Annotated in this window: 20 protein-coding genes; 10 read left to right on the top strand and 10 right to left on the bottom strand. The window is 64.4% G+C overall.

All coding sequences use genetic code 11. The features are described from left to right. Positions 1-27 precede the first annotated feature (27 nt). The 3 genes from IH615_RS06235 (at position 28) to IH615_RS06225 (ending at position 2,840) form a co-directional block, all read left to right on the top strand. Complete coding sequence (locus tag IH615_RS06235) at positions 28-771, top strand: ABC transporter ATP-binding protein (protein WP_291360711.1); 744 nt, start codon at positions 28-30, stop codon at positions 769-771. Beyond that, positions 768-2,303, top strand: coding sequence for a permease (locus tag IH615_RS06230; RefSeq protein ID WP_291360710.1), 1,536 nt, complete (start codon positions 768-770; stop codon positions 2,301-2,303). Before IH615_RS06235 ends, IH615_RS06230 begins: the two co-directional genes overlap by 4 nt. A 69-nt stretch (positions 2,304-2,372) precedes the next feature. Then, positions 2,373-2,840 (top strand): GNAT family N-acetyltransferase, encoded by a 468-nt coding sequence (locus IH615_RS06225; RefSeq protein WP_291360709.1) that lies wholly within the window; start codon positions 2,373-2,375, stop codon positions 2,838-2,840. A gap of 2 nt (positions 2,841-2,842) precedes the next feature. On the opposite strand, the gene IH615_RS06220 is transcribed toward IH615_RS06225, so the two are convergent. Then, positions 2,843-3,016, bottom strand: a complete 174-nt coding sequence (locus tag IH615_RS06220; RefSeq protein WP_291360707.1) for a DUF1328 family protein — start codon at positions 3,014-3,016, stop codon at positions 2,843-2,845. A 91-nt stretch (positions 3,017-3,107) separates the two neighbouring features. Between IH615_RS06220 and clpS the strand changes: the two genes are divergently transcribed. Then, positions 3,108-3,413: an ATP-dependent Clp protease adapter ClpS gene (gene clpS, locus IH615_RS06215; RefSeq protein ID WP_291360705.1), complete on the top strand. Its 306-nt coding sequence runs from the start codon at positions 3,108-3,110 to the stop codon at positions 3,411-3,413. Positions 3,414-3,563: 150 nt separating this feature from the next. Here clpS and IH615_RS06210 read toward each other — a convergent pair whose 3' ends face one another. The 3 genes from IH615_RS06210 to IH615_RS06200 form a co-directional block, all read right to left on the bottom strand. Next, positions 3,564-3,836: a DUF2277 domain-containing protein gene (locus tag IH615_RS06210; protein ID WP_291360704.1), complete on the bottom strand. Its 273-nt coding sequence runs from the start codon at positions 3,834-3,836 to the stop codon at positions 3,564-3,566. A 64-nt stretch (positions 3,837-3,900) separates the two neighbouring features. Next, entirely contained in the window at positions 3,901-4,512 is a 612-nt protein-coding gene (locus IH615_RS06205) for a glutathione S-transferase family protein (RefSeq protein ID WP_291360703.1), read from the bottom strand. After that, complete coding sequence (locus IH615_RS06200; RefSeq protein WP_291360701.1) at positions 4,512-4,907, bottom strand: YciI family protein; 396 nt, start codon at positions 4,905-4,907, stop codon at positions 4,512-4,514. The genes IH615_RS06205 and IH615_RS06200 overlap by 1 nt, the downstream gene beginning before the upstream one ends. A gap of 137 nt (positions 4,908-5,044) precedes the next feature. Here IH615_RS06200 and IH615_RS06195 point away from each other — a divergent pair, with 137 nt between their 5' ends. Both IH615_RS06195 and IH615_RS06190 read left to right on the top strand, forming a co-directional pair. Beyond that, positions 5,045-5,974 (top strand): aminotransferase class IV, encoded by a 930-nt coding sequence (locus tag IH615_RS06195; protein ID WP_291360700.1) that lies wholly within the window; start codon positions 5,045-5,047, stop codon positions 5,972-5,974. Further along, a complete protein-coding gene (locus tag IH615_RS06190) occupies positions 5,971-6,702 on the top strand; it encodes a hypothetical protein (protein WP_291360698.1) in 732 nt (243 codons plus the stop codon). The genes IH615_RS06195 and IH615_RS06190 overlap by 4 nt, the downstream gene beginning before the upstream one ends. A 4-nt stretch (positions 6,703-6,706) precedes the next feature. On the opposite strand, the gene IH615_RS06185 is transcribed toward IH615_RS06190, so the two are convergent. Together IH615_RS06185 and IH615_RS06180 are read right to left on the bottom strand one after the other, a co-directional pair. Next, the gene (locus IH615_RS06185; protein WP_291360696.1) at positions 6,707-7,840 is read right to left on the bottom strand and encodes a Gfo/Idh/MocA family oxidoreductase; all 1,134 of its coding nucleotides are present in this window, start codon (positions 7,838-7,840) and stop codon (positions 6,707-6,709) included. 9 nt (positions 7,841-7,849) lie between these two features. Further along, a complete protein-coding gene (locus tag IH615_RS06180; RefSeq protein ID WP_291360695.1) occupies positions 7,850-8,899 on the bottom strand; it encodes a TIM barrel protein in 1,050 nt (349 codons plus the stop codon). 158 nt (positions 8,900-9,057) lie between these two features. Between IH615_RS06180 and IH615_RS06175 the strand changes: the two genes are divergently transcribed. Further along, positions 9,058-10,161: a class I SAM-dependent RNA methyltransferase gene (locus tag IH615_RS06175; RefSeq protein WP_291360694.1), complete on the top strand. Its 1,104-nt coding sequence runs from the start codon at positions 9,058-9,060 to the stop codon at positions 10,159-10,161. Positions 10,162-10,218: 57 nt separating this feature from the next. Here the strand turns inward: IH615_RS06175 and IH615_RS06170 are convergent, their stop codons facing one another. From IH615_RS06170 to IH615_RS06155, 4 genes are all read right to left on the bottom strand, one after another. Then, the gene (locus IH615_RS06170; protein ID WP_291360692.1) at positions 10,219-11,364 is read right to left on the bottom strand and encodes an epoxide hydrolase family protein; all 1,146 of its coding nucleotides are present in this window, start codon (positions 11,362-11,364) and stop codon (positions 10,219-10,221) included. Between the two features lie 96 nt (positions 11,365-11,460). After that, a complete protein-coding gene (locus IH615_RS06165) occupies positions 11,461-12,129 on the bottom strand; it encodes a helix-turn-helix domain-containing protein (protein ID WP_291360690.1) in 669 nt (222 codons plus the stop codon). A gap of 63 nt (positions 12,130-12,192) precedes the next feature. Further along, complete coding sequence (locus IH615_RS06160) at positions 12,193-13,545, bottom strand: HD domain-containing protein (RefSeq protein WP_291360688.1); 1,353 nt, start codon at positions 13,543-13,545, stop codon at positions 12,193-12,195. A 144-nt stretch (positions 13,546-13,689) separates the two neighbouring features. Further along, complete coding sequence (locus IH615_RS06155) at positions 13,690-15,063, bottom strand: FAD-binding oxidoreductase (protein WP_291360687.1); 1,374 nt, start codon at positions 15,061-15,063, stop codon at positions 13,690-13,692. Between the two features lie 238 nt (positions 15,064-15,301). Between IH615_RS06155 and IH615_RS06150 the strand changes: the two genes are divergently transcribed. From IH615_RS06150 to IH615_RS06140, 3 genes are all read left to right on the top strand, one after another. Continuing rightward, positions 15,302-16,285 carry an AraC family transcriptional regulator gene (locus tag IH615_RS06150; RefSeq protein ID WP_291360686.1) on the top strand — a complete coding sequence of 328 codons (984 nt, stop codon included), beginning with the start codon at positions 15,302-15,304 and terminating at the stop codon, positions 16,283-16,285. 207 nt (positions 16,286-16,492) lie between these two features. Further along, positions 16,493-19,804, top strand: coding sequence for a carbamoyl-phosphate synthase large subunit (gene carB, locus IH615_RS06145; RefSeq protein WP_291360684.1), 3,312 nt, complete (start codon positions 16,493-16,495; stop codon positions 19,802-19,804). A 212-nt stretch (positions 19,805-20,016) separates the two neighbouring features. Next, on the top strand, positions 20,017-20,814 hold the full coding sequence (locus tag IH615_RS06140) for a phytanoyl-CoA dioxygenase (protein ID WP_291360682.1): 798 nt from the start codon (positions 20,017-20,019) through the stop codon (positions 20,812-20,814). Positions 20,815-20,820 lie beyond the last annotated feature (6 nt).

Here is a 20,820-nt window from a genome sequence, read left to right as displayed (position 1 = left end):
GCCGCGCCATTCCGCCGGAGCGACGCCTTGACCGTCCCTGCCCTCGCCCTTTCGCACCTGACCAAGAGCTTCGACCGGCCCGTGGTCGTCGATCTCGACCTCACCATTCGCGCCGGAGAGTTTTACGCCCTGCTGGGCCCCAATGGCGCCGGCAAGACCACCATCCTGCGCATGGTCGCCGGCCTGCTGCAGCCCGACCGGGGCGACATCGCCATTTTCGGCATCGATGCCCGGCGCGACCCGATTGCTGCCAAGCGCGTCGTCGCCTGGGTGTCGGACGAGCCCATGGTCTATGACCGGCTGACCCCGCTCGAATATCTCGAATTCGTCGCCGGCCTCTGGCAGATCGAAGGGCGCCCTGCCCAGGCCAAGGCCAATGACCTGGTCGACTGGCTGGGCCTGCGGCCGCATGCCAATGAGCTGTGCGGCGGCTTTTCCAAGGGCATGTTGCAGAAGGTGGCGCTGGCCGGCGCGCTGGTGCACGACCCGCAACTGATCATCCTCGACGAACCGCTGACCGGTCTCGACGCCGGTTCCGCCCGCCAGGTCAAGGACGTGCTACTCGGCAAGGTGCGATCGGGCGTCACCGTCATCATGACCACCCATATCCTCGAAGTCGCCGAGCGCATGGCCGAACGCATCGGCGTCATCAGCCAGGGCCGGCTGATCGCCGAGGGTACGCTGGCCGAGTTGCGCACCCGCATCGGCCGCGAATCGAGCCTTGAGGACATCTTCCTCGATCTCGTGGCGCAGGGCACCGAAGCGGCATGAACCTCGCCCCCGCCTCGCTGCCCTGGTTCGCACGCCACGAACTGACCCTGGCCTGGCGCGAACTGGTTGCCATGCTGACCGGCGGCAGCCGGACGCGCAGCATCGGGCTGGTCATCTTTCTCGTCATCGTCGTCATCGTGCTGCACCTGCTGGCCTATGGCGTGGTGGCGCGCTGGGCCAGAGGTGGCATCGCGTCGGACGCGCAAAGCCTCGTCATGCTGACCGGCACGGGAATGCTGTTCTGGACCGTGATGCTGTCGCAGGCGCTCGAGGCGGTGACCCGGGTCTATTACGGCCGCTCCGATCTCGACCTGATCCTGTCCTCCCCGGCCTCCTCGCGCCGCCACTTCGCCATCCGCACCGGTGCGGTGGCGCTGACCAGTATCGCCCTGACGGGGCTGCTGGCCAGTCCGCTGATCAACATGCTGGCGCTGTTCGACGGCCAGCGCTGGCTGGCCGCCTATGGCGTGGTGATCGCCATGGGCGCCATCTCGACCGCGCTCTCGGTCGGCATCACCATGGTGCTGTTCAGGCTGGTCGGGCCGCGGCAGACGCGATTCATCTCGCAGATCGTCGCCGCCATCATCGGCGCCGGCTTCGTTATTGGCGTCCAGGCAGCGGCGATCCTCTATTACGGCGATTTCTCGCGCCTGGCCCTGTTCCAGTCGCAGGCGATCATTGATGCCGCACCAGGCATCGACAGCCCGCTATGGCTGCCAGCCAAGGCGGCCACGGGTGATGCCGGCGCCCTGCTGACCATGCTCATCTTGGGGCTTGGTGCGCTTGTCCTTGCCATTGCCGCCTCGGCGTCGAGCTATGGACGCCTCGCCATTTCCGCCGCCGGCCTCAGCCATGTCGCCAGCCAGCGGCGACCATCGGCCCGCGCGTTCCAGTCGGCCTCGCAGCGACACGTGCTGCGCCTCAAGGAGTGGCGGCTGCTGCAGCGCGATCCCTGGCTGCTGTCGCAGACGCTGATGCAGATACTCTACCTGGTGCCGCCCGCTTTGCTGCTGTGGATGAATTTTGGCGATGAAGCCGGCGCCTTCGTGGTAGTCGTCCCCGTACTGGTGATGGCCTCGGGCCAACTGGCCGGCGGGCTGGCCTGGCTCGCCATTTCGGGCGAGGACGCCCATGACCTCGTGGTGACGGCTCCGGTGTCACCGCGCACCATATTGGTCGCCAAGATCGAAGCCGTGCTGACCGTCATCGCCATCGTGCTGACGCCGCTCCTGCTGCTGATGGCGCTCTCGTCCCCGGTTATGGCGCTAATCACGGCCATCTGCTCCATTCTTTCCGCCGGATCGGCGACGGCAATCCAGCTCTGGTTCCGCGTCGTCGCCAAGCGCTCGATGTTCCGCCGCCGCCAGGTCGCCTCCCGCGCCGCCACGCTGAGCGAGGCCTTTGCCTCGATCATGTGGGCCGCCACCGGGGCGCTGCTGGCAGGCGGTGGAGCATTGCTGGCAATCGCGCCGGCCATGGTGGCGCTGCTGGTGCTGGTCGTGGCCAGGCTGCTCAGCCCGCGGCGCGCCTAGCCGCCGGTTGACATCACCGGCAGGCGATTGCACGAAATTGCCCACGCCCAATCCGCACGCGAGACCACCATGGCCGAGCTGACCTTTCGCGACGCTGACCCTGCCGACATCGCCATCATCATCAGCCTCAGCCATGCGGGCGACGCCCGCGGCAAGGATACCCCGCCGCTTGATCCGGCCACGCTGAGCGACCCGCGCTACCGCGCCGCCTTCGACGACATCTCCGCCGATCCCAACCATCGCCTCATCGTGGCCGAGAAAGCTGGCGAGGTCGTCGGCACGATCCAGATCAGCATCATCCCCGGCATGCCCCGGTTTGGCATGAAGCGCGGCCTGCTCGAAAACGTCCATATCCGCGCCGACCAGCGCGGCTCAGGACTGGGCACGGAGATGGTCACCTGGGCCATCGAGCGCTGCCGTGAGGCCGGCTGCGGGATGATCCAGCTCACCTCCAACAAGCTACGCCTCGACGCGCATCGCTTCTATGAGAAGCTCGGCTTCAGCAAGAGCCACGAAGGCTTCAAGCTGATGCTGTAGCGCTAGATCAGGATCGCTATGCCCATGAAGGCCAGGATCAGCAGCAGCACAATGCCGATGAGCATGATGGCGAAAATGATCTTGGCGAGCGTCGCTGCGCCAGCCGACAGGCGAGTGAAGCCCAGCGCGCCCGAGACGACGGCCACGATCACGAGAATGATCAACAATTGCAGCATGACTTGACCCTTGGTGGTAGGTTTTGCTTCCCTAACGCCAGGGCGTCGCGGCCGTTCCGCGTTGCCGCTCCATTCGCCCCCGGAGGCTGCAATGGCCGATACCAATACCAAGCGTCGCACCGATACCGTCCTGAAGCCGGCCAGGCCGCCGCTGCACAAGGTGATCCTGCTCAACGATGACTACACGCCGCGCGAATTCGTGGTGCGGCTGCTCAAGGCCGAGTTCCGCGTGCCCGAGGCGCAGGCCGGCATCATCATGCTGACCGCCCATACAAAGGGCGCCTGCGTCGTCGCCGTCTTCACCAGGGAAATCGCCGAAGAGAAGGCGACCCGCGCCACCGATTTCGCCCAGCAGCACGGCTATCCGCTGCTGTTCACTACGGAACCGGAGGAATAGGGATCAAGCCTTCTTAGGGAACAGCACCGCGCCCGCTCTGCCGTCATCACCCGGCTTGTCCGGGTGATCCATGGCCCCGGCATCCGCAAAAAGATGGATTGCCCGGACGAGCCGGGCAATGACGATGAAACTTGGAGCGGGGAAGGCAGCTCAAGCCGTGCCGAAGCGCAGCTTGCTGCGCTCCCTGGCCTTGGCGGCCTCGACCTCGCGATCCCTGGGCGGTGCATTGGTTTCCATCGACTTCAGCAGCTTGCGCACCACCTTCTCGATGTCCTCCACCGCCTCGTGGAAGGCGGCCTCATTGGCCTTGGACGGCGCGCTGTAGCCGGAAATCTTGCGCACAAACTGCAGCGCCGCGTCGTGCATCTCGTTGCGGGTCGCAGGAGGTTCAAAATTGAACAATGGCTTGATGTTACGGCACATGGGTCTCACTCCAGCTCTCTGGCGGGAAAACGCTACACCGGGTAGATGTTTCCCGCCAAGCCGGTCAATCGAGTCCTGCAAACGGCTCCCGCCAGGCATCAATGGCGTTGAGCCGGTCATGCCATTCTACGATGTTCGAGTAGCCCTCGAGCGGGATCTGCCCGCGCTCGGCATAGGGCAATGCCGAGGCGACCCGGAAGTCAGCATAGGTCAGGCGGTTGCCCACCAGCCATTGGCGTCCGGCCAGAGTGGCGTCGAGAATGCTGGCGAAGCGGTGAAAGTCCTCGGCAATCCCCGCGACCACTGCGGGGTCTGGCGAACCCATCCAGGAGACCGCGGTATGGTTGTGCCAAACCAAGCCCGCACCAGCCACCGTGAAGTGGTGGGCGCTCCAGCTCACCCATTGCATCATCTCGACAGCATGGTCGTCCGGCCAGAAGTCGCCACCCGCCATCTGGGAGAGCCGGAGCGCGATGGCATCGGCCTCCCACAGGGGCCTGTCATCCTCGACCAGCAGCGGCGCCAGCGAATTGGGGTTGAGCGGCAGGAACGCCTCCCGGTCCTCGCCCATGGGGCTATAGCGGATGAACTCGACCGGCGACTCAAGATGTCGGGCCACGGCTACGGCGACGCGCGGATTGATATTGTGCGTGTAGTAGAGCTTGCGTTCGACCATCACGACCTCCGCACGAAGAAGGCCGAGCGATCCTGCCCGGTCTTGCTGTGCTTCTCGTCGAGCAGCGGCCGAATCTCGAGATTGACCAACCCGTCCAGCGGACCCGGAGCAGCGATGGCGATGGCTTCGTCCATGTCCGCCGCCTCGATGACCATGAAGCCGGCCACCAGTTCCTTGGTCTCGGCATAGGGGCCATCGATGCGGGTTGTACGGCCGTTGATATGGCGCAGGTGCACCCCGGCTTCCGGCCCCTGCAACGGGCTGGCCATATAGAGCCTTCCGGCAGCAAACAGGGCGTTGTCGCCTTCGATGCACCCATCCTTGATCGCCGTGCCTTCAGCCTCGCTCAGCGTATCGCCACCGGTACCGGCATAGACGATGCAGAGATATTTCATGGGGTAATCCTCCATCTGATGCATCTAGTCGGCGCCCGGTTCAGCCGATCGACATGATGCTCAGAATTTTTCTGCCTGTCTTGCCCAATGGCCGCCGAACGCCGACAGTGCTGCATCGAACTTGTAGTGGTGCTGGAATGGCTTACGGCGTGCATGCCTATGTGGATGATCCGCGCAACGCGGATATCCTGATCGCGGTCAACGACACGCTGGCGCCGAGAAAGGAGGCGGTGGTCTCGGTCTTCGATTCCGGCTTCGTGCTGGGCGACGGCGTCTGGGAAGGGCTGCGGCTGCATAGGGGCGGCATACCCTTTCTATGGGCGCATCTGGAGCGCCTCTATGAAGGCGCCAAGGCGCTGGACTTCTCCGTCGGCCTGTCGCCTAACGCCCTGGTCAAGCGCATCTTCGATTGCCTCGCCGCCAACGGCATGACCGATGGCGTGCATATCCGCCTGATGGTGACGCGTGGCATCAAGGCGACGCCCTATCAGGATCCGCGCGTCACCATTGGCGACGCCACCATCGTCATCATCCCTGAATACAAGGCGCCCTCGCCCAAGCCGGACGGCATTTCGCTCTTCACCTCGACCATCCGCCGCACCGCGCCTGACATGCAGGACCAGAAGCTCAATTCACATTCCAAGCTCAACTGCATCCAGGCCTGCATCCAGGCAGCGAAGGCCGGTGCCGACGAGGCCCTGATGCTCGACCCGCAAGGCTTCGTCGCCACCTGCAACTCGACCCATTTCTTCATCGTCCGCCGTGGCGAAGTCTGGACCTCGACCGGCGACTACTGCCTGGGCGGCATCACCCGCGGCAATATCATCCGGGTCGCCGAGGAAGCCGGCATCACCATCAGGCAGAAGAATTTCTCGCTGACAGACGTCTATGGCGCCGACGAAGCCTTCGTCACCGGCACCTTTGCCGGATTGACTGCGGTGCGCGAAGTCGATGGCCGACGCATGGGCCACCCGCTGACCGGGCCGGGCCCTATTCCCGGCGAGATGACCCTGCGCCTGCAAGGCCTCTATCGCGACCTGATCGAGCGGGAGATCTACCGGCCATGAGCGAGCCCGTCCGCCGTATCGCCATGTGGTCTGGTCCGCGCAACCTCTCGACCGCCATGATGCGCGCCTTCTCGTCCCGGCCCGATTGTGCGGTCAGCGACGAGCCCTTCTATGCCGCCTACCTGGCCGCCACGGGCATCGTTCACCCGATGAATGCAGAAGTGCTGGCCAGCCAGAAGCAGGACCCGCATCAGGTGGCGGCCGACCTGCTCGGCCCGGTCCCGTCGGGCAAGCCGGTCTGGTACCAGAAGCACATGGCCCACCACATGATCGACGGCTTCCCCCTCGACTGGATGGATCATGTCACCAATGTCTTCCTGCTGCGCAGCCCCGAGCGCGTGCTCGCCTCCTATGCGCAGAAGCGCGAGGACGTAACGCTGCGCGACATCGGCTTCGCCGAGCAGGCCATGCTGTTCGACCGTGTGGCCGACCGGACGGGACGGGCGCCAATAGTGGTCGATTCCGAGGATGTCCGCCGCGATCCGCGCGGCACTTTGTCAGCACTCTGCGCGGCAATCGACTTGCCCTTCATCGAGACGATGCTGAGCTGGCCCAAAGGCCAACATCCCGATGACGGCGTCTGGGCGCCGCACTGGTATGGCGCCATCTTCAACAGCACCGGCTTCGCCCCGCCAGACGACAAGCCGGTAGCCCTGCCCAAGCATTTGCTGGCTATCGCCGACCAGGCGCGGCCGTTCTATGAGAAAATGGCCGCGCACAAGGCCTGACGGGTCAGAGGTTTACCCACTGCCCCGATTTGCCCGAGGCCAGGATCGCGTCGCAGACGCGGTTGGTCTCCAGCGCCTCGCGGAAGGTCGGCGCGGCCGGCTTGCCATCGCGCAATCCGCTGAGGAAATCGGCCACCTGATGGGTGAAGGAATGCTCGTAGCCGATGATGAGCCCGGGCACCCACCACTTGCCGAGATAGGGGTGATCGCCATCCGTGACCAGGATATTGGTCCAGCCGCGCTGCGCCCCGGCCACGGAGTGATCGAAATACTGCAACCGGTTGAGATCATGCAGGTCCCAGGCCAGGGAGCCCTTCTCGCCGTTGATTTCCAGCGTGTAGCCGGCCTTGTGGCCCCGCGCGTAGCGGGTGGATTCGAACGTGCCCAGCGAGCCATTGGCAAAGCGCGTCAGCACTGCCGCTGCGTCGTCGATGCCGACCGGCTTGCTCTGGCCGGTCGTGGCGTCCCTGCGCTCCTTGATGAAGGTCTCGGTCATCGCCGTGAGCGAAGTGATGCCGCCATTGATCCACATCGCGGTATCGAGGCAATGGGCCAGCAGGTCCCCCGTGACGCCCGAGCCGGCCGCCTCGACATCGAGCCGCCACGTCGCCTGGCCGCCCTGCGGCACATCGGGAGAAATCGTCCAGTCCTGCAGGAACTTGGCGCGGTAATGGAAGATCCGCCCCAGCCGGCCTTGCTCGACCATGTGCTTGATCAGCATCACCGCCGGAACGCGCCGGTAATTGTACCAGACCATGTTGGCGACGCCGGCGGTTTCGACCGCCTCCACCATCGGCTTGCCCTCTGCCTCGGTGCGGGCCAGCGGTTTTTCGCTCAGCACCATCTTGCCGGCCCCGGCCGCCGCGATGGCGATTTCGGCATGCAGGTCATTGGGCACGCAGATGTCGATGGCGTCGATATCGGCCCGCGCGATCATGTGGCGCCAGTCGCTCTCCTGGCTCTCATAGCCCCAGGCCTCGGCAAAGTGCCTGACCTTGCTGACATTGCGGGCGGCCACGGCCTTGAGCACCGGCCGATAGCCGGTGTCGAAGAAGTGCGAGACATTGGCCCAGGCATTGGAATGGGCGCGGGCCATGAAGCCATAGCCGACCATGCCGATATTGAGTTGTTTGGTCACGGCACACTCCTATTCGCGCCAGCCATGCGCATCGCGAACCGCCACCATGGCGCCCAGCACCTTGTTCCAGGTCTCCTGCCGCTCCATCACCGCATTGGGGAACATGCAGCCGTCCCAGCAGATGTGGCGCATCCTTTTGGTCAGGTTGCCCGCCGCGTCACGCAGCCAGTATCCGGCATGCTTGGTGACATCGAGCCGGCCATTAGGATCGTCGATCTGGCAATGCCGCCCGGTCTTTTCGTGGTCGCCCGAACCGAAGGTCGTGCCGTCATTCTGGGCCAAGTGGAAATCGAGCGTCCATGGCCGCAGGGCATCGGCAACCTTCTTGTAGGCCGCATCGAGCGCTGCTGTGTCCGACCAGTCGAAATCGGCAGGCAACAGCCGATCCTTCTCGGCATTGGCACCCAGCACAAACAGCATGGAATGAGCCATGTCGGCCTGGTAGCCAACGACACCGGGCATGCCGACCATTTCGAGCAGCTTCACATTCTCGCGCCACGAATGCATGCCGCCCCAGCAAATCTCGCCCTCGGCGACAAGAAACTCGCCATGCTCCTGCGCGATTTTCCCCGCGGCACGGAACGTCTCGGCAATGCGCCTGGTATTGCTCTCGGGGTCGGCATCCCAAGGCCCGACGCCGACGGAGGAATCGATGCGCACACCGCCGCTGGGGCGAATGCCGATATCGCGCATCCACCGCCCGATGCGACAGGCCTTCTCCACCTGGCTCAGGAACCGGCCGACTTCCTCATCGTCGCCCATGGCCGAACCGCCGCCGGCCCCGCCCCAGATGGGCGCCACAAACGAGCCGACCTTGAGCCCGAAGCTGGCAATGTGGTCGGCAACCCGCTTGATGTCGTCCTGGCTGGAATCGATGGAGATGTGCGGGTCGGCCAGCCACAGATCGATGCCGTCGAACTTCTGCCCCTCATGCTCGGCGCCGGCCGTGAGCTTGAGCAGCGTATCGAGCCCGATGATCGGCTCGCCACCAGGGGTGCCCTTGCCCACCACGCCCGGCCACGTGGCATTGTGCAGCCGCGGATAATTGTTGCGTTCCACCTCAACTCCCCCCTCACACCGCGGCCGGGCTTGTTGCCCTGCTCTGCCGGTTTTCGATACGTCCGTATCAATATGATACGCGCATCTCAAATTGGCGCAATCTCCTCATATCGCTCCCGCCCATTGCCCGGCGCACCCCGCCAAGCTAGTGCTGCGCCATGACCGAACCAGTGCCATTCGAAATCTACCTCGTCGCCACGCCGGGGCTCGAAGCCCCGCTCTGCGAGGAGGCATGCGCGGCCGGGTTCGATGCCAAGGTGGTCGAAGGCGGCGTCGCCTTCATGGGCCTGTGGCCCGATGTGTGGCGGGCCAACCTGGAGCTGCGCGGCGCCACCCGCGTCCTGGCCCGAACAGGCAGCTTCCGCGCCATGCACCTCGCCCAGCTCGACAAGCGGGCCCGCAAGGTAGACTGGGCGAGCGTGCTGCGCCCGGATGTGCCGGTAAAGGTCGAGGCCAGTTGCAAGCGCTCGCGCATCTATCATGCCGGCGCCGCCAGCCAGCGTGTAGCCAAGGCCATCGCCGAGGAATTGGGCGCCCCCATCACCGACGATGCCGAAGTCCGCGTGATGGTGCGGATCGAGGATGACCTGGTCACGATCAGCCTCGATACGACGGGCGAGTCCCTGCACAAGCGCGGCTTCAAGGAAGGCGTGGCCAAGGCGCCGATGCGGGAAACCATGGCCGCCATGTTTCTCCGCCAATGCGGCTTTGACGGCACGCAGACTGTGCTCGACCCGATGTGCGGCTCGGGAACGTTCATCATCGAAGCCGCCGAGATTGCCCTCGGCCTCAAGCCCGGGCGGGAGCGCCGCTTTGCTTTCGAACAGCTTGCCGGTTTCGACGCCAGGGCCTGGGAGGCGATGCGCGTGCCCGGCCCCTCTGCCCCCACAACCGTCCGTTTCTTCGGCTCCGACCGCGATGCCGGCGCCATCCGCATGGCCAACGAAAACGCCGAGCGCGCCGGCGTCACCGACCGCGTCCGCTTCGAGCAGCAAAGCATCGAAATGCTCGAGCCCCCAGAGGGGCCGCCGGGCATCATCATCGTCAACCCACCCTATGGCACCCGCATTGGCAACAAGGCGCCACTGCTGGGGCTATATCGGACCATGGGCACGGTGATCCGCTCCAAGTTCCCCGGCTGGAGTGTCGGCATCATCACGTCAGACAAGGACCTCGCCAGGGCAACCGGGCTTGGCCTCGAACTGGTGGAGCCGACCGTGCTGCATGGCGGCCTGCGCGTCGGTCTGTGGCGGAGGCCGTAGCCCGAAAAACCAAAGGCCGGAGCATTCGCCCCGGCCCTGGTCGGCTTTGCTGTTTCCCTAGAGCCCGGCGAAGAAGGCGCGGACTTCGGCGGTCCAGAGGCCGGGCACTTCGATGACCGCATAGTGGCCACCCTCGTCCAGCTCGGTCCAGCGCACGATGGTGTTGGCCTCTTCGCCAAAGCGGCGCAGCGGTACTTCGTCGAAGCCATAGACAACTACGCCGGTCGGCACGCCCGAATTGGCCTTGGGCGCCCACGCTGCCGGATCATGGGCATTCTCGTAGTAGAGCCGGATCGACGAAGCGGCGGTGCCGGTGAACCAGTAGATCATGAAATTGGTGAGGAACACGTCCTGGTCGATGGCGTCCGGCCGATCGCCGAAGCTGGTGAAGAGTTCACTGATCCAGGCGAGGAGCCCGATCGGGGAATCCGAGATCGCATAGGCCAAAGCCTGCGGCCGGCTCGACTGGATGGCGTTGAAGCCGAAATGCTCGGCCATGAAGCGCTGCAGCCGCTGCACCCGCACCAGTTCGCGCTCGTTGAACGACGCAAAGACCTCCGGCTCGATCGGGCCCAGCGGAATGAAGCCCAGGGTTGCGGCATTGACCTGCACGCCAATGACCCGCTGCGGCGCCAGGCGGCCGATTTCGGGAGCGATGATGGCGCCGGCATCGCCACCCTGCACGCCGAAGCGCTCATAGCCCAGCCGGCTCATCAGCTCGAGGAAGGCCCTGGCAATGCGGCCATTGTTCCAGCCGGCCTCTTTGGTCGGGCCCGAAAAGCCGAAGCCGGGCAGCGAGGGGATGATGACGTCGAAGGCATCGGCCGCCGTGCCGCCATGCGCCACCGGATCGGTCAGCGCATCGATGACGCCGAGATATTCGACGATCGAGCCGGGCCAGCCATGGATCAGCAGCAACGGCGTGGCATTGGCCTCGCGCGATTTGACATGGATGAAGTGGATGGTCTGGCCATCGATCTCGGTGGTGAACTGGGGGTGGCGGTTGATCGCCGCCTCCTGCGCCCGCCAGTCATAACCATCGAGCAGCCGGCTGCGCAGCGCCTCCACCCAGGCCAGTTGCGGGCCCTGGGCCCAACCCGCTTCACCACCCGTCGAGGGCAGCACGGAGTGGGTCAGGCGGGATTTGAGGTCGGCGAGGGCGGCTTCGGGGATGGTAATCGAGAATGGGGTGATGGCGGACATTTTCTGTTCTCCTGCAAGGGGTTGCGCTAAACGCTGACCCCCTTGTTGTAGCCATCGCGGCCCAAGCAGGATTGAAGAAATCCGACAGTTTGCCTGTCAGCTGCCCTGAGAAATCTGCCCCGGCGTGCGGGCCATGATGGCGCGCAGCGAGCGGATCATGTGCGGCTGGTCGGAATAGCCCAGCGCAAAGGCAACATCGGCGGCGGGGCGCCCCATCTGCAGCAAAGCCACCGCTTTCTGCGCCCGCTCGATCTGGGTGAAGGCCTTGTAGGTGAGCCCCGTGGTGCGCAGGAAATGCCGCTGCAGCGTCCGCTCCGACATCGCCATCGGCCGGCCGCTGACCACCGACTGCACCAGCGGATTGGTCTGCACGATCTCCTCGCGCACGAGCTTGGCCACGAAGCTGTCGACCGTATCGGGTCGCGGCATCTCGATGACATCGGTGCCCAGCCAGAACCGGTCCCTGCCGATCATGTCGAGCAGCACGCCCTCGTCGCGCATCCGCTCGCCCGGCATCAGCGGCATGAATACATCGGGGTTAAAGGTGATCGCCAGCATCTCGTCGCCGGCCTCGGCCTCATGCGTCACGGTGCGCGTCGTCAGCCCCGTGCGCAGCACCATCAGCTGGTCGCGCTGCTTGAGGATGACGATGTCCCAGCAGCCATCGGGATGCATGGGCTGGCTTGTGGGGCCGGTAAAGGTGGTGAAATTGACGCTGTGAACCAGCGGCGACCGCAACTCGATAGCCTGCTTGATGATTGGCATTGCCGCAACCGTTACGCCGGACACACCCCAATGTTCACCAAGGTGGTGGTTCTGTCCACCCTCTCAGGCGGCAACGCCTTCCATGCGGGCGAAGCCGCGCTTGAGCGCGGCGAGGCAATCCGGGTCGATGGCGGTGCCCACATCGGCGTCCATGATCTCGAAGGCCCGGCTGACCGGCATCGCCTTGCGATAGGGCCGGTCGGCGGTGAGGGCGTCGAAAATGTCCGCTGTGGTGACGATGCGGGTATCGCCGTCGATCTGCTCTGCCACAAGGCCGAGCGGATAGCCCTTGCCATCGAGGCGCTCGTGATGGGCGCCCGCCACCGTGGCCAGATCGCGCAGGGCCGCGATCTTGGAGAGGATGGTGCGGCCCAGCTCGGGATGCCGCTTGATGGCGGCCCATTCGGTCTCGTCGAGCTTGCCATTCTTGTCGAGCACCGAATTGGACACGCCCAGCTTGCCGATATCATGGAGCAGCGCCGCCCGGCGGATCCAGCGGCGGCGCTCGGGCGTATAGCCCAGCTCCTCGGCGATCAGATCGGCAAACAGGGCCACCCGGTCGCTATGCCCCGATGTAAACGGGCTCTTGGCATCGACCACCCGGGCAAAGCCGGCGGCGATAGCATCGAGATAGTCTTCGTCGACCGCGCGCATCAGCGACCGGGGTTCGAGATCAACCACCTGCCGATTGAGGTCATCGGCCAGCAGTGGCGCCCAGAATTGCGCATCCTGCCCCAGCTCGGCGAGGACAGAAGCCAGTTCAGGGTCGAACCAGCGGCCGGCACGCGAGGTCACCTCTGCAATCGCCGCCTGCGCCCCGCCGCGCATGAAGAACACATCGGCCACTTGGGCCATCAGGGCAATGCGGCCGAACAGCGATATCTGCGCACCAACAAGCCCCAGCGGCTGGCCGCTGCCATCCCAATGCTCGTCGAGATCGAGAATGCCCTGCGCCACGGCCTCGGAAAACCGCATGCTGCGGGCGATTTCCGCGCCGCGCTGGCAGCGGGTTTCAATCAGCTCGCGCGAGATTTCGCCGCCATTGCGGGCAATGTGGACCATGGCCTGCAGCCGCTCGACGAGCCCCGAATCCCGCCCGGTATGGGCCAAGAGGAACCTCAGGATTTCCGGCAGCCCGCTATCGACGCTCTTGTAGCCGGCCTTGAAGCGCAGATCGTCGGCCAGATAGAGCTGGCAGATTCGCGCCGCATTGGAACTGCAGCCGATATCCTTGAGCAGCAGCGTGTAATAGAGGTCCGACAACTCCGCCGGCGCCAGCCCCAGCCGCATCCCCACATGCATGCCAATCCAGCAGCAGCGCAGGCTGTGGCCCACCGGCTGGCCCTCGGTGATATCAAGGGCATAGCTGAGCGCACCGACGACTTCGGAAAGGTGGATGGTGGTGGATGTGGTCATGGGCGGGGCTCCCGTGGTGACGGGAGAATAGCGGGGAAATGCTTAAGGGGCGTTTGCCGAGGACGATCCCGATTACTGCCTTGTCCTGGCGCCATGCAGGCAAGCACAGCGGGGACCGGCAACTGGCGCTGCCGGTCGAGAATGTCAGGCCGCTGGCCGGATGTTCTGGTTCACATGGAACAGGTTGTGTGGATCGAACTTCTGCTTGAGGGCCGCCAGCCGCGCATAATTGTTGCCAAAGCTCGCCCGGACCCGCGCCTCGCCTTCGTCGGCCATCATGAAATTGGGATAGGCTCCGGCAAGGTTGTACGGGTGTACAGCCTGCCAATAGCCCGTGGCCCAGTTCTTGATCGCGGCGGCCTCCGACGGCTCCGGATGCACCCCGACGATCACCATGGACCACGTCGCATCGCGCGTGGACCAAGCGCTCTCATCCTGCCGCTTCCGCTGCACCTGCCCGTCAATGGGATAAAGATGCATGCAGGAGAACTCGTTGCCCGCAACGGCATGTTCGATATGAGCCTCTATGGCAGCGTCCGGCAGCGTCTTCACGAAGTCGCCTTTCCAGTACCACTGCATGCCCTTTGGGTAGAACGGATCGAACATGGCCTGGAGGGCCGGATAGGGTATCGGCGCCGCCCAGTCGATGATTGGCTTGGGCAATTGCCCGCGGATCGCATTGACGGCCGCCTCGGCACCCTCGCCATTATGCGCGACAAGGAGCACGCACATGCGCTTATTCCAGTGCTCGCGCGGGAACGGATCGGTGGCCGGAACCGATTGCAGCCCGAGGAAGATGTAGAAATCATCGGGCGCGGTGGCCTGGAACGAACGGTACCACCGCATGACCTCCGCCGCCTCGCTGATTTCAAAGACGATCGGCCCGCCATAGAGCACCTTGGCGGGGCTGAGCCGGAACACGAAGCTCGTCACAATGCCGAAATTGCCGCCTCCACCGCGCAGTGCCCACATGAGCTCCGGGTTCTCGGTATCGCTGGTCGTGACAAAGCTGCCATCGGAGAGCACCACATCGGCCTCGATGAGATTGTCCACTGCCAGGCCATACTGTCGGCTCAGGTAGCCGTGTCCTCCCGACAAGGTCAGCCCGGCGACGCCAGTGGTCGAAATGATGCCGAACGGCACGGCCATCCCGAAGGCATGGGTGGCGTGGTCAACGTCCCCGGTCGTGCATCCTGGCCCGACGCGGGCCGTTTTCCCCTTCGCATCCACCCGCACGCCGGTCATCTGCGAGAGATCGATGACGAGGCCATCGTCGACACTGCCCAGACCAGGCCCATTGTGGCCGCCGCCCCGAACGGCGATGGGCAGCTTGGAGTCGCGCCCGAAATTGACGCAGGCGATCACGTCACTGACGTCGGCGCAGCGCGCGATCAGCAACGGCCGCTTGTCAATCATCGCGTTGTAGAGTTTGCGCGCCTCATCATATTCCGGACTGCCGGCGCGGATAACGGCGCCGCGCAAGCTGGCGGCGAATTTGTCGAGTTCGTCATTGGTCATCAATGCCTCCCGCAAAAGATGCTGCCCGAAACTAGGACCGCCGGAGCGGCACTGAAATGGCTGATCGTCCTAGTCTATTGCTCAACCGTGCTCAGTCCTGAGGTGAATAAACGTCATCAATACTGTCATATTTTCCCCGGCAGCAGGGTGAGACTTGTGAAACCGAGGCTCGCTTGTGCACCGTGGCCGCGAGGGATACTGTGACAGTGCGACCTGGAGGGGTAGCGCGATGGATGTAATGTCCGATGTTCTGAGCGCAGTCCGCCTGACCGGCGCAATCTTCTTCGACAACACCTTTCATGCCCCCTGGGTGGCCGAGACTCCGCGTGCGTCGGTCATTGCCAGCAGTGTCATGCCCCAATCCCAGTACGTCTTCTCTTTCCACACCCTGCTCGAGGGATCCTGCTGGGCCGAGATGATCGACGGCTCGGCAGAGCCGATGCGGCTCAATGCCGGCGACATCATCGTCTTTCCGCTGGATGACGCCCATGCCTTCTGTTCCGCTATCGGCATGCGGGCGGAACCAAATCTGGCAGTTTACACCCGCCCCGCGGATCACCAGCTTCCCTACATCTTGAACGAGGGAGACGGGCCGGACGCCTGCCGCTTCATCTGTGGATACCTCGGTTGCGACATCCGCCCCTACAACCCCTTCATCAAGACCTTGCCGCGGGTGCTGCACGGCAAGTCCACCGCAAATGGCTGGCTGTCGCACATGGTGCAACATGCCGTCGCGGAAACAGAGCAGCATCAGGCGGGCGGAGAGACGATACGCGCCAAGCTGGCCGAGCTGATGTTTGTCCAGGTGCTTCGCGAATACGCGCAGGACCTGCCAGCGGGGTCGCGGGGCTGGCTTTCAGGCTTGCGCGACCCGCAGATCGGTCAGGCCCTGCATTTGATCCATGCTCACCCTGCCAGCGATTGGACAATCGAGTCGCTGGCCACCGCGGTCGGCATGTCACGCTCGGTCTTCGCCAAGCGCTTCACCCACTTCACCAGCGACTCCCCAATCCATTATGTCGGCAAGTGGCGGATGCAGCTCGCGGCCCGGCGGCTGGAGAACCCCCACGTCAGCATCGCCCAGGCCGCAGTCGAAGTAGGCTACGAATCTGAGGCCGCCTTCAACCGTGCCTTCAAGAAGCTCATGGGTATCCCGCCGGGAACCTGGCGGCGCAACAATAGCAGCGGCGAACCGACGACGGCTCTTGGGGCACCGCATTAGGGCGGTGGACAGGTAGGGCGAGACGTAAAGTTGCGGCTATATGGGTTGGCTTTCTGATGCTTCTCCGCTAGACAGCCCACCTAACCACCATGTCCGGTCTCTACCCCCGCGCCGCAGTGCTCAACTGCTACGCGGGTTTCGCGCGGACGGGTGCGCCCGGGCGATTCTCCTTCGCCCGACCCTGCGTCCTAGAGCCGAGCGAGCACCATGCCAAAACGTACCGATATCAAGTCGATCCTCATCATCGGTGCGGGTCCGATCATTATCGGGCAGGCCTGCGAGTTCGATTATTCCGGCACCCAGGCCTGCAAGGCGCTCAAGGAAGAGGGCTACCGGATCATCCTGGTGAACTCGAACCCGGCCACGATCATGACCGATCCGGACCTGGCCGACGCGACCTACATGGAGCCGATCACCCCCGAAGTGGTCGCCAAGATCATCGAGAAGGAGCGCCCCGATGCGCTGCTGCCCACCATGGGCGGCCAGACGGCGCTGAACTGTGCGCTTTCCCTGCGCAAGATGGGCGTGCTGGAGAAATTCGGCGTCGAGATGATCGGCGCCACCGCCGAGGCCATCGACAAGGCGGAAGACCGCGAACTGTTCCGCGACGCCATGAAGAAGATCGGGCTCGAAACCCCGCGCTCCATGCTGGCGCATAACACCATCGAGGCGCTGCAGGCGCTCGAGGTGATCGGCCTGCCCTGCATCATCCGCCCCAGCTTCACCCTGGGCGGCACCGGCGGCGGCATTGCCTATAACCGCGAGGAATATCTCAATATCTGCGAGAGCGGCATCGACGCCTCGCCCACCAATGAAGTGCTGGTCGAGGAAAGCGTGCTCGGCTGGAAAGAGTATGAAATGGAAGTTGTCCGCGACAAGAAGGACAACTGCATCATCGTCTGCTCGATCGAGAATATCGACCCGATGGGCGTCCATACCGGCGATTCCATCACCGTCGCGCCGGCGCTGACGCTGACCGACAAGGAATACCAGATCATGCGCGACGCCTCGCTGGCGGTTTTGCGCGAGATCGGCGTCGAAACCGGCGGCTCGAACGTCCAGTTCGGCATCAACCCCGCCGATGGCCGCATGGTCGTCATCGAGATGAACCCGCGCGTGTCGCGCTCGTCGGCTTTGGCGTCGAAGGCCACCGGCTTCCCCATCGCCAAGGTCGCGGCGCGGCTGGCGGTCGGCTACACGCTGGACGAGCTCGACAACGACATTACCGGCGGCATGACCCCGGCCAGCTTCGAGCCGACCATCGACTATGTCGTCACCAAGATCCCGCGCTTTGCCTTCGAGAAATTCCCCGGCGCCGACAACCGCCTGACCACGGCGATGAAATCGGTGGGCGAGGCCATGGCCATCGGCCGCACCTTCCAGGAATCGCTGCAGAAGGCGCTGCGCTCGCTCGAAACCGGCCTGACCGGCCTCAACGAGATCGGCATTCCGGGCCTTGGCGAGGGCGAGGACAAGAACGCCATCAAGGCCGCGCTCGGCACGCCGACGCCGGATCGCCTGCTGCATGTGGCCGAGGCCATGCGGCTGGGCATGAGCGTCGAGGATATCCACGACGCCTGCAAGATCGATCCGTGGTTCCTCGAGCAGATGCTGGGCATTGTCGAGACGGAGAACAAGGTCAAGCAGTTCGGCCTGCCTGATGATGCGCAGAACCTGCGCTCGCTCAAGGCCATGGGCTTTTCCGATGCGCGGCTGGCCCAGCTCGCCAATATCAAGCCATCCGATGTGCGCAAGCTGCGCCATTCGCTCGACGTGCGCCCTGCCTACAAGCGCATCGATACCTCGGCGGCCGAATTCGCCTCGCCCACCGCCTATATGTATTCGACCTATGAAGTGCCGTTCAACGGCAAGGTGGATGACGAGGCCCGCCCGTCCGACCGCAAGAAGGTGGTCATTCTCGGCGGCGGCCCCAACCGTATCGGCCAGGGCATCGAGTTCGACTATTGCTGCTGCCATGCCGCCTTCGCGCTGAGTGACGCCGGCTACGAGACCATCATGGTCAACTGCAACCCGGAAACCGTCTCGACCGACTATGACACCTCCGACCGCCTCTATTTCGAGCCGCTGACCGAGGAAGACGTCATCGAAATCCTGCTGACCGAAAAGCAGAACGGCACGCTCCATGGCGTGATCGTGCAGTTCGGCGGCCAGACCCCGCTGAACCTGGCCGAAGCCGTCCTCAAGGCCGGTGTGCCGATCCTGGGTACCCAGCCCGATGCGATCGACCTGGCCGAAGACCGCGACCAGTTTTCCAAGCTCCTCAACAAGCTCGAACTGACCCAGCCCAAGAACGGCATCGCCTATTCGTTAGAGCAGTCCCGCCTCGTCGCCGAGCGCCTGGGCTATCCGCTGGTGATCCGCCCCAGCTACGTGCTGGGCGGCCGCGCCATGGCCATCGTCCATTCGGCCAATGAATTCGAGCGCTATGTGCAGGATACGCTGACCGGCCTGGTCCCGCCCGACATCCTGCAGCGCTACCCCAACGACAAGACCGGCCAGATCAACTCGGTGCTGTCGGACAACCCGCTGCTGTTTGATGCCTATCTCTCGGGCGCCACCGAAATCGACGTCGATGCGCTCTGCGACGGCAAGGACGTGTTCGTTGCCGGCATCATGGAGCATATCGAGGAAGCCGGCATCCATTCGGGCGACTCGGCCTGCTCGCTGCCGCCGCGCAACCTGTCGCCTGAGATTCTTGCCGAGCTCAAGCGCCAGACGGCCGAGCTGGCCTTCGCCCTCAAGGTCGGCGGGCTGATGAATGTGCAATATGCGCTCAAGGACGGCGTCATCTACTTGCTCGAAGTCAATCCGCGCGCCTCGCGCACCGTGCCCTTCGTCGCCAAGGTGATCGGCCAGCCGATCGCCAAGATCGCCAGCCGCATCATGGCGGGCGAGAGCCTCGCCAGCTTCGGGCTGGTGGAGCGCCAGTTCAAGCACATCGCCGTCAAGGAAGCCGTGTTCCCCTTCAACCGCTTCCCGGGCGTGGACACCGTGCTGGGGCCGGAGATGAAATCGACCGGCGAAGTCATCGGCCTCGATACCGATTTCGCCATGGCCTTCGCCAAGTCGCAGATGGGCGCCGGCTCCAAGGTGCCGCAATCGGGCACCGCCTTCATCTCGGTGCGTGATGAGGACAAGCAGTATATCGTCGATATGGCGCGCCACCTGGTCGAGGGCGGTTTCACCATCCTCGCCACCGGCGGCACGGCGAAATACCTGGTCGAAAACGGCGTCGCCGCCACCAAGATCAACAAGGTGCTCGAAGGCCGGCCGCATATCGTGGATTCGATGAAGAATGGCGGCGTGCAGCTGGTGATCAACACCACCGATGGCATGAAATCGATCAGCGACAGCCGCGACATCCGCCGCACGGCACTGTTGAGCAAGATCCCCTATTACACCACCATCGACGGCGCCCTCGCCGCGGTGGAGGGGATCGTCGCGCTGCAGAAGGGGAGCCTCGTGGTCCGTCCGCTGCAGGATTATTTCGCGGCCTAGCTTTCTTACCTCTCCCCCCCAAGGGAGAGGTGAAGACTGCCCAATTGACACCCCGAACCCGTCCCCTATATTTCGCCCATCATGATGATGATCCAGTCCACCAAGTTCGCAGTGTTCCTCGGCGCCTGACGGCGCCCCTTTCGGGCACTCGCTGAGCGGTTTGCCGCTCCAACCGGCCGCGGCAGCGGCCTTGCGAACTTATGGACTTTCCAATGCCTGACAGCATTCCCGCGCTCACCGAAGCGCAGATCGACTCTTTCATCACCGACGGCTTCGTCCGCATCGACAACGCCTTTCCGCGCGAACTGGCCGAACAGGGCCGCGCCATCCTGTGGCGGGCGACCGGCTGCGATCCGGACAATCCGGCCACCTGGACCAAGCCGGTCATCCGGCTGGGCGGCTATTCCGACCTGCCCTTTCGCCTGGCCGCCAATACGCCCACGCTCGTCTCGGCCTATGACCAGGTCGTCGGCAAGGACCGCTGGGTGCCGCCGCAGGGCCTCGGCACATTCCCGGTGCGCTTCCCCTCGCCCGACGAGCCGGGCGACGATGGCTGGCACATCGATGGCAGCTTTACCGGCGACGACTACAGGGACTTCCTCGATATCCGCGCCAACATCGTGTCCAAAGGCCGGGCATTGCTGATGTTGTTCCTGTTCTCCGATGTCGGGGAGGACGATGCGCCGACCCGCATAAGGGTCGGCTCGCATCTGGAGGTCGCCCGCTACCTTGCGCCATCAGGCGACGCCGGGCGATCACTTCGACACATGATCACCGACCGGCCGGACTGGTTCGATACCGGCCGCGAGGCCTTGGCGACGGGGCCAGCGGGGACTGTCTATCTCTGCCATCCCTTCCTCGTGCATGCCGCCCAGAAGCATCGCGGCAAGACGGTCAAGTTCATGGCCCAGCCCCCGCTGATGCCACGCGGGCAGCTCGAACTCGATCGCCCCGACGGGGTCCATTCCCCGGTGGAACTGGCGATCCGCGTGGCGCTGGATCAGGGCTGAACTGTC

The organism is Devosia sp. (assembly GCF_014860165.1).
In the GTDB taxonomy this organism is placed as follows: domain Bacteria; phylum Pseudomonadota; class Alphaproteobacteria; order Rhizobiales; family Devosiaceae; genus Devosia.
The sequence above is the reverse complement of the archived record's forward strand: the minus strand, read 5'-3'. Positions and strand labels throughout refer to the sequence as shown.

Coding starts and splice junctions, on each gene's coding strand:
- IH615_RS06225 (WP_291360709.1), top strand. CDS start 2,373: ATGGCCGAGCTGACCTTTCGCGACGCTGACCCTGCCGACATCGCCATC.
- IH615_RS06155 (WP_291360687.1), bottom strand. CDS start 15,063: ATGACCAATGACGAACTCGACAAATTCGCCGCCAGCTTGCGCGGCGCC.
- IH615_RS06170 (WP_291360692.1), bottom strand. CDS start 11,364: ATGTCCGCCATCACCCCATTCTCGATTACCATCCCCGAAGCCGCCCTC.
- IH615_RS06205 (WP_291360703.1), bottom strand. CDS start 4,512: ATGGTCGAACGCAAGCTCTACTACACGCACAATATCAATCCGCGCGTC.
- IH615_RS06165 (WP_291360690.1), bottom strand. CDS start 12,129: ATGCCAATCATCAAGCAGGCTATCGAGTTGCGGTCGCCGCTGGTTCAC.
- IH615_RS06190 (WP_291360698.1), top strand. CDS start 5,971: ATGAGCGAGCCCGTCCGCCGTATCGCCATGTGGTCTGGTCCGCGCAAC.
- IH615_RS06150 (WP_291360686.1), top strand. CDS start 15,302: ATGTCCGATGTTCTGAGCGCAGTCCGCCTGACCGGCGCAATCTTCTTC.
- IH615_RS06175 (WP_291360694.1), top strand. CDS start 9,058: ATGACCGAACCAGTGCCATTCGAAATCTACCTCGTCGCCACGCCGGGG.
- IH615_RS06160 (WP_291360688.1), bottom strand. CDS start 13,545: ATGACCACATCCACCACCATCCACCTTTCCGAAGTCGTCGGTGCGCTC.
- carB (WP_291360684.1), top strand. CDS start 16,493: ATGCCAAAACGTACCGATATCAAGTCGATCCTCATCATCGGTGCGGGT.
- IH615_RS06195 (WP_291360700.1), top strand. CDS start 5,045: ATGGCTTACGGCGTGCATGCCTATGTGGATGATCCGCGCAACGCGGAT.
- IH615_RS06220 (WP_291360707.1), bottom strand. CDS start 3,016: ATGCTGCAATTGTTGATCATTCTCGTGATCGTGGCCGTCGTCTCGGGC.
- IH615_RS06210 (WP_291360704.1), bottom strand. CDS start 3,836: ATGTGCCGTAACATCAAGCCATTGTTCAATTTTGAACCTCCTGCGACC.
- IH615_RS06230 (WP_291360710.1), top strand. CDS start 768: ATGAACCTCGCCCCCGCCTCGCTGCCCTGGTTCGCACGCCACGAACTG.
- clpS (WP_291360705.1), top strand. CDS start 3,108: ATGGCCGATACCAATACCAAGCGTCGCACCGATACCGTCCTGAAGCCG.
- IH615_RS06200 (WP_291360701.1), bottom strand. CDS start 4,907: ATGAAATATCTCTGCATCGTCTATGCCGGTACCGGTGGCGATACGCTG.
- IH615_RS06140 (WP_291360682.1), top strand. CDS start 20,017: ATGCCTGACAGCATTCCCGCGCTCACCGAAGCGCAGATCGACTCTTTC.